The 12,681-nt window shown below is 40.5% G+C and carries 11 protein-coding genes; 2 read left to right on the plus strand and 9 right to left on the minus strand.

Annotation, left to right across the window (positions count from 1 at the left end):
- The first annotated feature begins 3 nt into the window (after positions 1–3).
- A complete protein-coding gene (locus LH29_RS11150; RefSeq protein WP_045029660.1) occupies positions 4–1,191 on the plus strand; it encodes a DUF6340 family protein in 1,188 nt (395 codons plus the stop codon).
- 561 nt (positions 1,192–1,752) lie between these two features.
- On the opposite strand, the gene LH29_RS11155 is transcribed toward LH29_RS11150, so the two are convergent.
- The 6 genes from LH29_RS11155 to LH29_RS11180 form a co-directional block, all read right to left on the minus strand.
- On the minus strand, positions 1,753–2,589 hold the full coding sequence (locus tag LH29_RS11155; protein ID WP_045029663.1) for a CvfB family protein: 837 nt from the start codon (positions 2,587–2,589) through the stop codon (positions 1,753–1,755).
- 11 nt (positions 2,590–2,600) lie between these two features.
- Positions 2,601–4,256 (minus strand): DNA repair protein RecN, encoded by a 1,656-nt coding sequence (gene recN / locus LH29_RS11160; RefSeq protein WP_045029666.1) that lies wholly within the window; start codon positions 4,254–4,256, stop codon positions 2,601–2,603.
- A gap of 94 nt (positions 4,257–4,350) precedes the next feature.
- Positions 4,351–5,262 carry a type IX secretion system protein PorD gene (porD, locus tag LH29_RS11165; protein ID WP_052670806.1) on the minus strand — a complete coding sequence of 304 codons (912 nt, stop codon included), beginning with the start codon at positions 5,260–5,262 and terminating at the stop codon, positions 4,351–4,353.
- 3 nt (positions 5,263–5,265) lie between these two features.
- Positions 5,266–6,468, minus strand: a complete 1,203-nt coding sequence (coaBC, locus tag LH29_RS11170) for a bifunctional phosphopantothenoylcysteine decarboxylase/phosphopantothenate--cysteine ligase CoaBC (RefSeq protein WP_045029668.1) — start codon at positions 6,466–6,468, stop codon at positions 5,266–5,268.
- Between the two features lie 17 nt (positions 6,469–6,485).
- Positions 6,486–6,821 carry a DNA-directed RNA polymerase subunit omega gene (locus LH29_RS11175; protein WP_038561334.1) on the minus strand — a complete coding sequence of 112 codons (336 nt, stop codon included), beginning with the start codon at positions 6,819–6,821 and terminating at the stop codon, positions 6,486–6,488.
- Positions 6,822–6,824: 3 nt separating this feature from the next.
- Positions 6,825–7,637 (minus strand): outer membrane protein assembly factor BamD, encoded by an 813-nt coding sequence (locus LH29_RS11180; RefSeq protein WP_052670880.1) that lies wholly within the window; start codon positions 7,635–7,637, stop codon positions 6,825–6,827.
- 266 nt (positions 7,638–7,903) lie between these two features.
- Between LH29_RS11180 and LH29_RS11185 the strand changes: the two genes are divergently transcribed.
- Positions 7,904–9,166, plus strand: a complete 1,263-nt coding sequence (locus LH29_RS11185; RefSeq protein ID WP_045029674.1) for an aminotransferase class I/II-fold pyridoxal phosphate-dependent enzyme — start codon at positions 7,904–7,906, stop codon at positions 9,164–9,166.
- Between the two features lie 55 nt (positions 9,167–9,221).
- Here LH29_RS11185 and LH29_RS11190 read toward each other — a convergent pair whose 3' ends face one another.
- From LH29_RS11190 to LH29_RS11200, 3 genes are all read right to left on the minus strand, one after another.
- Positions 9,222–9,920: a 3-keto-disaccharide hydrolase gene (locus LH29_RS11190; protein WP_045029677.1), complete on the minus strand. Its 699-nt coding sequence runs from the start codon at positions 9,918–9,920 to the stop codon at positions 9,222–9,224.
- Between the two features lie 37 nt (positions 9,921–9,957).
- Positions 9,958–11,223 carry an alpha/beta hydrolase family protein gene (locus LH29_RS11195; protein WP_045029679.1) on the minus strand — a complete coding sequence of 422 codons (1,266 nt, stop codon included), beginning with the start codon at positions 11,221–11,223 and terminating at the stop codon, positions 9,958–9,960.
- A gap of 137 nt (positions 11,224–11,360) precedes the next feature.
- Positions 11,361–12,674 carry an ATP-binding protein gene (locus tag LH29_RS11200; RefSeq protein WP_045029681.1) on the minus strand — a complete coding sequence of 438 codons (1,314 nt, stop codon included), beginning with the start codon at positions 12,672–12,674 and terminating at the stop codon, positions 11,361–11,363.
- Between the last annotated feature and the right edge of the window lie 7 nt (positions 12,675–12,681).

Here is a 12,681-nt window from a genome sequence, read left to right on the forward strand (position 1 = left end):
CAAATGAAGAACCGCGCTGTTTTTTTGTCAGGCGTTTTAACACTTTTTGTTTTAGCAAGTTGTAATACGCTGTACAATACAAAAACCATTGATATTGAAATTGTTGAACCTTCAACAATGACTATCGCGCCGAAATTCAGAAATATCGCAGTTCAATACAATAATGTTAACTGCTCGCCAAACAAGTATTTAAACCAGTACGAAGAATTTGGAACGCAAAAAACAGAAAACGAAAACTCCGACAGTATTGCCTCGCATATCTTTTTCGATCATTTTATTACGGAGCTTAACAAACAGGCCTTTTTTGACACTTTAATTATTATAAACGAGCGCAATTATTCCACCACAAGAGTTGTTGATACAATTGATTATGAGCCCTATTTCAGGGAAGATTCGACAACTCATATAAGCATGACGCCGGAACAAATCAATGTGTTTAATTCAGGCTATTTTCTGCAGGCTAACACAACTTCGGTTCGTCCAAAAAGCGATTCGCTGATTATGCATCCGCAATTCGGGTTATACACTCCCGGGCAACTTCAGGATATTCATGAAAATACTGGTGCCGACCTTTTACTTTCGCTCGATTATTTTGGAGCCAGTGATGGACGCTACTACCATCGCCAGCTTGAACTTGGCAGCAAACAGGTGATCAACTGGACACAATGGAGCTTTTATGACCTTATTGACATGAAATATTTGTTGGCCTATTCGAAACTCGACACGGTGAAGTGGATGGAACACTCCCCGGGCATAAAGAACGCGGATGACGTTTTACCTCCGCGAACCGATGCCATATACAATGCAGCCGAAATATCAGCTGAAAATTTTGCGATATCAATTGTCCCTCACTGGGTGCAGGTTCAGCGAATGTACTACTCGTCGGGGCATGTGGAACTGCAGCAAGCCGATGAGCTTATTCAGAATGCCCAGTGGTTGGATGTGGCCGAATTGTGGCGCAAACAGCTTTATAACGAGAACAAGAAAATTATTGCAAAATGTATGTATAATCTTGGTTTGGCTTGTGAAATGGAAGGCGACCTTGAGACGGCTATGGGCTGGGTGGTTAAATCGTATCATACTCTGGGGCCAAAGAATGAACTTCATGCCGAAAATTGTATGCAATACATCAGGCTGCTGAGTACCCGGCAAGCAGATATGAAACTTCTGGAGCTACAGTTTGGCCGGTAGCGCCCGGGTGTCGCTTATACACAACCAGCATTTTACTTTTTGCCTGTATAAGCGTTGTACTTTTTAGGAAAAAGTACATTTTCATTAAATATCAATTTCAACTTTTTAGGAAAATGTACATTTTGATTAAATGTCAACTTAAATATTTTAGGAGAATGTACCTTTTGCTAAAATATCAACTTCTAAATTTTAGCAAAAAGGGAAGTTTTATTAAATATAGCAGTCGACATTTTAGGAAAATGTAACTTTTCATTAAATATTCGTTTGTATATTTTAGCAAAATATACCATTTCCTAAAATTAACACCGCATTATTAATGCACCATTCCGATTTTCATACAATTGTTGGCCAACAATTGCATGGCCCGTCTTCGTTTTCCCTGAGAATCGAAACTTACGTGGCCGGAGATAATGTACATGGAAGCTTGTTAAAAGAAAAGAGGGAAACCACTGTCTCCCTCCATATTTAACCAAAAATCACAACATGAAAATATTGTAGTTTTAAAATTAGAACTTTTAGGTGCAAAGTTCCAAATTCAAACTTATGTTTTAAAAAAGGAATTTAGCTTTTTAACATTTTAATCCCGTCGGAAACAAAAGAAATCAGACGTTTTTTATACAATCCGCCAATTGCTTTCTTAAAATTTTTCTTGCTTATGCCAAACATCGCTTTAATAATTTCGGGTGATGATTTATCCGATACGGCCATAAAGCCACCACTAGCCTCAAGTTCTGCCAAAATCTTTTCCGAAATGGAATCAACTTTTTCGTATCCCGGCTCTTCAAGTATCAAATCGATCTTTTCATCGCTTCGTACTTTAGCAATGTAGCCTTTTGTTTGGCTGCCAATTTCCAATTTCCTAAACACCTGGTTTTTATAGAGCATCCCGGTATGCTCCAGGTTAACAATGGCTTTATAACCCAAATCTGTTTCTTCCAGAATAATCAGGCTAACTTCCTGCCCGTTGGTATATTCCGGCGGTGTATTGTCCAGAAACTTATGCAGCTTTGCCGAGGCCACAACACGATTCGTCAACAAATCGAGATAAACGTATACCCAATAGCTGCCTCCTTCCTGCATTTTACTGCGCTGTTCGCTAAACGGAACCAGCAGATCTTTAGCAAGCCCCCAGTCGAGAAAAGCGCCATATTTGGCGGTGGCTTTAACCGTTAAACGGGCAAACTCGCCCACCGTTGCCAAAGGTTTTTCGGTTGTGGCCACCAAACGGTCTTCCGAGTCGGTATAAACAAAAACCTCAGCAGTTCCCCGTTCTTTCATTTCCTCCTCAACATATTTTCGCGGCATTAAAATCTCGCCGTGTTCTCCACCATCGAGGTATACACCGTTGTCTGTTTCCCGGAGAATTTCCAGGGTATTAAATTTTCCTATTTCTGCCATGAGTGAATTTGTCAAATGCGCAACAGTTCTTCTGCTGCTTTAATTGTTGTTTCCGTAAGGTTTTCGCCACCCACCATTTTTGCCAGCTCTTCCACGCGTTCGGTGGCATCCAATGCTTTTATAGAAGTAAAAGTTTTTCCCTTTTCTTCGAATTTATACACCCTGAAATGTGTATCGCCTTTAGCAGCAATTTGTGGCAGGTGCGTAATATTTATAATCTGCGTATTGGCCGAGAATGATTTGATTATGGCACCCATTTTTAGTGCAATCTCGCCCGACACGCCGGTGTCAATTTCATCAAAAACGATGGTTGGCAGCGCTTTTGAGTTGCGAAGCAGATTTTTAATGGCCAGCATCAACCGCGACATTTCACCACCCGATGCAATCTTAGATATTTCATCAGGTTCCGAATCAGGGTTGGCGCTAAACAGGATTGCAATCTCATCTTTACCATCCGGCTGAAAATCTTTCAGGTAATTGTGTACCACCTGTAGTTTGGCTTTCGTCATTCCCAGCTGGTTTAAGTCGCCAACTACCGAACTTTCGATCTTTTTAAAAGCCTTTTGCCGCGTTTTACTTAAGTTTTGAGCAAGCTTTTCCAAATCAGCTTTCTGGTCTTCCAGTTTATTTTTCAGAGCTTCTATCTCATCCTCGTAACCTACCGCCTTATTAATCTTCTGGTCAAACTCGTCGCGCAATACAATTAATTCGGCTACTGTAGCCACATGATGTTTTTGCTGTAACGAATATAGTAAGTTCAACCTGTCGTTCACCTCTTCAATACGAGACGGATTAAATTCCACACGCTCAGCCAGCATTTCCAGTTCCTGGTGAATATCACTCAACTCAATTGCTGCACTTTCCAAACGCCCGGCAAAACTTTCGGCATCTTTCAAATAGCCGGTAACTTTGTTTAAGGTACGATGGCCGTCTTTTACGCCCTGTAACACCGAGAATGTTTCATTATCTAACAAAGCCACCGTCTCGGTAAGGGCTGTTTTTATTTCTTCTGCGTGGTTTAACTGTTCCAACTCCGACTCCAGGTCTTCCTGCTCATTTTCTTCCAATGTGGCTTCTTCCAATTGTGTAAACTGAAACTGGTAATAATCCAGGTCGGCCTGTGCCTGCTCTGCATTTTCCTGCAGTTGTTCAAGTTCTTTGTTTGTGCTTTTGTACGCCGAGAACTGTGCCTTGTACTTTGTTATAGCCTCATTAGCACCAGCAACCGAATCAACCAGATTCAACTGAAACTTCTGGTTGCTGAGCTCCAGGTTTTGGTGTTGCGAGTGGATATCGATTAACTGCAATCCCAGCTCACGCATTACTTTAAGGTTAACCGGGGTGTCATTTATAAAAGCCCTTGATTTTCCTGAAGGCGTAATCTCGCGTCGTAAGATCGTTGAAGAATCGTAATCCAGATCGTTAATTTCAAAAAAGCGTTTTAATGGATAGTTACTCACCTCAAACTGCCCTTCAACAATGCACTTTTTATCCTTATCTTTCAGTACCGAAAGATCGGCACGATTACCCAGTATAAGGCTTAAAGCCCCCAGAATAATCGACTTACCGGCACCGGTCTCACCCGTTACGGTGTTTAAATTAGCATGGAAATTAACCTGCAATTTATTGATGAGCGCGTAATTCGAAACGGATAATCTGGATAGCATAATGACAAAAGATCTTCATTAATAATTTCTTTGGCTAAAATAGCCAAAATGAGGACACGTAATTACTTTCTGGAAAAAATGGGGATATCTTTTACTAAAAGCCTTCGTTTTCGGCAATCTTCTCGTACTTCCTACCGTTTGAAGGATCTACCTCGTTTAAGATAGCCATAACACGATTTCTTTCATCCGGGAATGATTTCGAAAAGATGTTAACCAGCTCATCGGCTTTGGCATCAAAAAACATCTGGAGAATGTAAGTAGACGGACGACGGCGAAATACTTTCTGAATATCGCGAAGTGCATCGGCAATATTTGCCCTACCTTCTTCTACCTTTTCCGACATTAAATCGAGGCCATTACGATGATAATTGTACATGCAGGTGCGGAACGATGAGTATGATTTATTTAATACATTCTCGATTAACCAGTAGCGATTCCGTTCACTCTCGAAAGCCTTCCAGCCGCGTTCGCGTGCATTCTGCGAATTATTTACAATCGCCTGTGCTTTCTGAAAATATTCTGTTCCGCCTTCTTCTGAAAAAGTATCGTAATCAAAACCCAGAATCACATAGGCATAAAACGCCATAATGTTGGTCAGGTTATCGCGGTTTGACGTTTCGTTAAACTCCAGCGGCTGAAACTCAACATACTTACAATGAAAATCATTGTCTTTAATATTCAGTACAGTTGACGTGTAACTGGTATTAAATATCGGGCGTGTCAGCTGCACCTGGATAGATCCTTTAAACTCGTCGGCAGAAATTTGCTCGTCGAGACGGATTAGAATATTACATCTGATTTTTTCATCGTAACTGTACACATGATCGGTCCATTTGCGGTTGTTCATAAAATCATACAGATCCGACTGCATGGTTCGGAACAGGTTTTGGTTGGCCCCCTGGATACCTCGTGCCGAAACAGTTACGTTGCAACGAAGTTCCTGACCTATACCATTTCCAACGAAAATTAACAGAAATAAAAGTGCTGTTACGATTTGCTTTATCATATGCTAATTATTCAATTCTATAATTTTTGCTACGATATCTTTTGCTACCTCAGCTTTATCTTTTAACTCAAAATCGGTTTGTTTATTGCCTTTTTCGATGATCGTTATTTTATTGGTATCAACACCAAATCCGGCTCCCTTGTCTTTTAACGAATTCAGCACAATAAAGTCGAGGTTCTTTTTCAATAATTTACCCTCAGCATTAGCCAGTTCGTTGTTGGTTTCAAGCGCAAAACCCACCAAAAGCTGCTTATTGGTTTTCAATTTCCCTAATTCAGCAGCAATATCTTTTGTTGGTTGTAACTCGATCTGCCAGTTTTCTTTACCACGCTTGGTTTTCTCTGTCTCCTTTTTTGCGGGAGTAAAATCGGCCACTGCAGCACACATTATTGCCCCATCAACACTTTTAAAATGCTCAACCGATGCCTTGTACATTTCTTCCGCCGATTCAACCGGCACTACTGTTACACCTGCCTTTTGGGTAGAAACCGAAACAGGACCGGATACCAAAGTTACTTCGGCACCCTGTTCGGCCAGTTCTTCGGCAATGGCATAACCCATTTTGCCTGAAGAGTAGTTACCAATAAAACGAACAGGATCGATTTTTTCGAAAGTAGGACCGGCAGTTACCAGATAGGATTTATTCAGAAGTTTTTTTTTTACTCCAAGCTGTTGAATAACTGATTCGAGTATTTTTTCAGGTTCTTCCATACGGCCCTTGCCGGTTAAACCGCTGGCTAATTCTCCTTCGCCGGGTTCAACAATAATATTTCCGTACTCTTTCAGAATAGAAATATTTCGTTGAGTTGAAGGATGTGCAAACATATCAAGGTCCATGGCTGGTGCCACCATAACCGGGCATTTAGCCGAAAGATATGTTGTTATCAACATATTATCGGCAATACCGTTGGCCATTTTTCCCATAGTAGATGCAGTTGCCGGTGCAATAACCATTACATCGGCCCACAATCCAAGGTCAACATGGCTATTCCATGTACCATCGTTTGCTCCAAAAAACTCGCTAATAACAGGTTTGTCCGACAATGCTGATAAAGTTACGGGTGTAATAAATTCTTTTCCGGCAGGTGTTATTACCACTTGCACTTCGGCACCCTCCTTTATAAAAAGCCGAAGAAGCATTGCTGCCTTATAAGCTGCAATACTTCCTGTTATTCCGAGTATAATATTTTTTCCTTTGAGCCTCATATCAGGGCATCAAAAAATTAGATACGTTTTTTGTTCTCGCGCGTTGGGTTACGGTGGTAAATTTCACCTTCTTTTAATTCTTCAAACGCAATAAGAGTTGGCTTTGGCAAACGCTCGTAAAATTTAGAAATCTCGATTTGTTCTCTGTTTTCAAAGATTTCCTCCAGATTGTCGGTATACGAAGCGAATTCCTGTAATTTCTGGTTAAGCTCTTCTTTTAATTCCGACGAAATCTGATTTGCTCTTTTAGCAAGAATCATTACGGTTTCGTAAATATTTCCGGTTTCCTGAGTTAAAACTTCAAGATCGCGTGAAATAGTAGACGGAGCTGCTTTTGTTTTCTTGTAATCCATATTCTAATTAATGTTTAAATCTTCTTCTTTATAATTCAATATCTCAGAGGCTTTTTCGTAAAATTTATCTACCTCTTTTCTGTGATCACTTTCAGGATATTCATCGATAAATGAAAAATACTCGTCGAGTGCATTTGTATATCGTTCGTTTTGTTTATCAACAATACTTTTCTCAGCCAGTAAATACTTCGATTTTAGTAACATAAACTTCAACTCTTCGCGGTATTTACTTTCAGGATATTTATCGAGGCTATTACCCAAGGCAATTACTGCCGCTTTGTATTGTTCAAAATCGTAGTACAATTTAGCACTTAAATACGATTTATATACCAATTTATCAACCAATTCGTCGATTAAGCGGTTAGCCTCTTCAACACGGTCGCTATACGGATACAAGTTAATGTATAGTTGTAAGGCATCAATAGCCTCTTGAGTTACCTGCTGATCGAGCCTTGCTTTCGGCGACAATAAGTACGAGCAGTAGCCAATCATAAATTGTGCTTCCTCAATATATTCGCTTGTTGGAAACTCTTTCACCAGCGATTTAAAATAATGACCCGCCATTAAATAGTCTTTCTGACCGATCATACTTTTAGCATAGTAATAATAAATTTCGTCGGCTCGTGAGGTGCCGCGGTAAATGTTCACCAATTCTTTAAACAGCGTTGCTGAACGAACATATTCGCCGTCTTCGTAATACTCAACAGCTTTTTTGTATTTAAACTCGTAATCGGTACTTTTTACAATCTTGTTATAGTCTCCGCACGAAGCTGTGATCAATAAAATTGCTAGTAGTCCGATCCCCAAAAATCTCATTTTCATAAACATGGCGCAAAAATATACTTTTTTTAATTAATTGAAACGAATTAACCCTCAAATTTTAAGGAATTTACAGCTTTAGCCAAATATGTTATTTCACTGATTAACAATTGCATAGCTATAAACCACCGAATTATGGTCTGTGAAAATAAGGCAAATTCATTACGTTAAGTTAATGTGTTAGTATTATTTAACACATTTGCTGAGATTTTAAAAAAGATTACATTTGCATCCTTATAATTTAAACTTAAAAACAAATCATCGTGGATATATTTGATAAATTCAGAAATAATAAAGGTGATATTGGCAAGTGGATGGACCAAATTCACGGGTATTTTGCGTTTCCAAAACTGGAAGGCGAGATTTCAGCCAGAATGAATTTCCGTGGTAAAGAAGTATTGACATGGAGTTTGAACAACTACCTGGGATTGGGTAACCACCCGGAGGTTAGAAAAGCTGATGCTGAAGCTGCAGCACAGTACGGTATGGCTTACCCAATGGGCGCCAGAATGATGTCGGGACAAACAGTTAAACACGAACAACTGGAGCGTGAACTGGCTGCTTTTGTTAGCAAACCTGATGCATTTTTATTGAACTTCGGTTACCAGGGGATGGTTTCTGCAATCGATGTGCTTGCCAGCCGGAACGATGTAATTGTTTACGACTCGGAATCACACGCCTGTATTATGGACGGTGTTTTCCTTCATAAAGCAAAAGGTGGAAAAAGTTTTGTGTTCCAACACAACGATATGGAGAAATGCCGCAAAATGTTAGGTTTCGCTACAAAACGCGCTGCCGAAACAGGTGGTGGTATTTTATTAATTACTGAAGGTGTTTTCGGTATGACCGGTCAGGTTGGAAAACTTGATGAGATTGTTGCACTGAAAAAAGAATTCGATTTCCGTTTGTTTGTTGACGATGCACACGGTTTTGGAACAATGGGACCAACAGGTGCCGGTTCGGGTGAGCATTTTGGCGTACAGGATGGAATTGATATTTACTTCGGAACTTTTGCAAAAGCAATGGCCGGAATTGGTGGTTTTATTGCCTGCGAAACTGATATCTGCTACATTTTACGTTACAATATGCGTTCGCAAACTTTTGCGAAATCGTTGCCAATGGCAATGACAATCGGTGCTTTGAAACGTTTGGACATGATTCGTACAATGCCTGAGTTGCGCGAAAAACTGTGGACAATTGTTAATGCACTGCAAAGCGGATTAAAAGAAGCCGGTTTCGATCTTGGAAAAACCAATACGCAGGTTACTCCGGTTTATATGAAAGGTGGCGAGGAAGAAGCAACTCAAATGATTTACGATCTTCGCGAGAATTACGGAATTTTCTGCTCAATGGTAGTTTACCCGGTAATTCCAAAAGGAGAAATCCTTCTGCGTTTAATACCAACTGCAATGCATTCTTTAGAGGATGTAGAAATTACATTGAAAGCCTTTAAAGAAACCCGTAAAAAACTGGTTGCCGGTGAATACCGTACCGGTGAAATTGCAAAAGTTGAAGTGGATATGTAATCCAATTAATAGAATATAATTTCAAGGGCTGTATTAAATTGATGCAGCCCTTTTTTTATTCTGTTGAAGAAATTTCATTTAATGGTGTCAAATCCAGTTTCCGAAACTCAACCACGGCACCTTCTGCCTGAACGGCAATTTTTCCTTTACGGGCAGTGCAATTGAATCCATAATTTACCAAATCATTATTCATCCAAACTTTAATTGTATCCGCGAAACATTCAATTACCATATTGTTCCACTCGCCCAAAGGTTTTTCCGAATCGTCTGTCAGGTTCGGTATTCTTCGTTTTTTACCTTCAGTAATCCCCCACTCATCTTTTGGTCCGCGTCTAACAACCATATTCGGCACTTCAATATCTTCAACAATACACCAAAAATCGCCGGCATCGCCATGCTGCATTTGTACTTCCAACGATTTAGGAAACATATCATACAAAGCCCGCGGTGTTGAAGCATGAACCAAAACGCCGCAGTTTCCCGGCTCTCCGGCGAAGCGATATTCCACCTCCAGCCGGTAGTTCTGATAAACCGAATCAGTTATTAAATGGCCTCTCGGTTCGCCCATACTTACCAATAACGAGTCGCGTACCACAAACGAAGGATCAATTTCAGGATTATTATCAGCTTCGGGAACATCAGCATACCAACCGCTTAAATCTTTCCCGTTAAACAGTTGAATGGTCTCGTCAGTTCCTGTATTACACGATGAAATAAGAAACAGTAAGACTAAAAAAACAATCGCATTTCTCATGATGATATTTTTACTTTTTATGCCCCGATGTCGGATGCTATTTTATAAATTCTGATGCCCATTTTATGTACTGCTCCCAGTCGAATTCAGTCACATCATGTTCTCCTGTTCGGATGTGATAAGCAACTGTGTTTTGAATGGGGTAATTAACTGCCGGCATTTCCGTCTGTTCTATTCCTTTTTTTCCGTAAAGCTCATACACCGGAGTGGCGTACAAAGCCCCAAGAAATTCACCTTTTGGATCCGACCACCGATCCTCTTCAGCACTTGCAATATAAACCGGACGCGGAGCAATCAAAGCAATCAGTTCGTGCTGATCAACCGGCAAGGCCTCCTCGTTTTTTCTGTAATTTCTGAAGTTTTTACAAAACCAGTGCGGAAAACGATTATTGATTCGCCACAATGTTTCGCCAAACCGGCGTTTCGATAACGCAGCACCACCACATCCTGATTCATTTGAAATGACACCTGCAAAACGCTCGTCGCTTGCACCGGCCCACAAAGCAGTTTTTCCCAAGCGCGAATGGCCAAACACAACTACCCTTGATTCGTCGATAGCCTCATCCTGCTCAAAATAATCCATCGCTCGGCTTAATCCCCACGACCATGCACCAATCGCTCCCCATTCGTCGGCAGCCGGTTGTTGCTGATCGTCGATATACAATAAAGGATGAATACCATCCGAAAAGTCATCTTTATCGGGATCTACTTCACCGTAATAAATTACAGCCAGACCAAATCCTGCCTCAATTATCTTATCAACGCACCACCGGTTGGTTCTCACCCCTCTCGACTGTTCGGTTAACTGGTTGTTTATTATCCCGAACGAAGGATTGTTGTTTGCCCAGGCTTCAGAAATGATCACTTCTACGTCCTCGGTTATGGTATGATTTCCGTAAAAATTGTAACCCACAAATAAGGGTACCCGCTCTTCGGTTTTTGGCAGATATATTAAGATGGTAAAATCAAGTGTTTTCCCGCGATTTTTAAATACCAGGTCAACTTGTTTTCGTACCGCTTTACCGTTCAGGGCATTATTGCTTTCTTCCAAAATATCAACGGATGCAATTTCCAGATCACCGGGCACTTCACCAAACATATTCTCGGTGAAAAAATTCAGCAGTTCCGGGCGTCGTTTACTCTCCCACTTTTTATAATTCCTAATTTTCTGCCCATTAAACGTTTTTAGCGGATCGGGTAACTTAAATTCGGGGACTTTACTTTCGTCGTAGTTGGCATCAAACTGGGCCGACACATTAAACAGGAAAGCAAAAAATAAAAGGCACAAGATGAATTTTTTCATTGTCGATAACTGTGAATTGAATCAATACTGCTTAAAATTGGGAAATTGCGATTGTTATGCCAAAGGATTCTGTGAATTTTTATTGTCTCAACGCAATTCTTCCGGATTCCAGCGAACAGAAAAGTCATCAAATGAGATTATTGCTGCAAAATTCTTCCCTCTTTTTTGTACTCTTTGCGGATTCCGGCCATTAGAGTTTCCTTATTCAACAGAGAATCTCCTTTTTGTATGGAAAGCAATCCGGCATAATGAATACAATTGACGATGTTTGCACCCGTTAACTCGTAATTTTTAGCCAGCTCCTCCAGGCGAACATCCTTATGCACTTTATTACTTTTAGGCATGTAAATCTGCCATAGTTTCAAACGTTCAGCAACCGTCGGAGGATCAAACTCAACAAAAGCATTAAAACGGCGGGTAAAAGCGCTGTCGATATTTCCTTTCATGTTCGATGCTAAAATCACCAAGCCGTTGTGGGCTTCAATACGCTGCAAGAGGTACGAAACTTCCTGGTTGGCGTATTTATCGTGTGCATCGCGCACGTTCGTGCGTTTACCAAACAGCGAGTCGGCCTCATCAAAAAACAATATCCAGTTTTTGTGTTCTGCCTTGTTAAACAATCCCGACAAATTTTTCTCTGTCTCACCAATATATTTCGAAATCACCATCGACAAATCAACCCTATATACATCCCTTCCGGTATATTTCCCAAGCAGACAAGTGGTCATCGTTTTCCCTGTTCCCGACGGGCCATAAAACAATACCCGAAATCCTGGTTTAATTTTATCGCGCATGCCCCATTCATCCATCAACTGCTCATTGTAATTTAACCAGGTTTCCAATTCTTTAATTTCTTCCAATGTCTTTTCTTTTAAAACCAAATCATTCCATTCCTGCTTGGTTGTGATCCGCTGAGCCGGGAAATCGCTGCTTAACTTGGGCTTCGATACTTTTCCCGAAGTAAAAAGATCAACATATTCATCATCGAGAACAAGCCGGCCACTCATTTTGGGTTCGCCCGCAGGAACCGGCTCGATATTCAACACATTTTTTTGGAAAAACAAATGTTCCTCTTCAAACAGTTTTGCTGCTTCCATACGTTTCTCAATGTCTCGCCCGGCAAGAATGTACAAAACGGTTTCGCCGGTTGGCAATATTCCGCGGTGGTTCTTTCCCTTAACACCACCAAACTCGGGGAAATCGCCACCATTTGGAAGATATTCAGCTATGATATTATTGAAAAATTCGGGCGAAAGGTGCGGAACCAATGCTGTAAAAAGAACAATTGTTTCTGCAACACTTAATTCATTTTCATGAATAAAATGTTTTAAAGAATTGTTAGCATGACCGACAGGGACAAACTCAGGAATGACAGACTTATTTCCTTTTAATTCATCATCAAACCGAAGTCGTACAATTTTGTCCAGATAGTCTAAAACAGCTTTTATCATTATTGTA

The sequence above is a fragment of the Draconibacterium sediminis genome (assembly GCF_000949475.1).
Taxonomy (GTDB): Bacteria; Bacteroidota; Bacteroidia; order Bacteroidales; family Prolixibacteraceae; genus Draconibacterium; species Draconibacterium sediminis.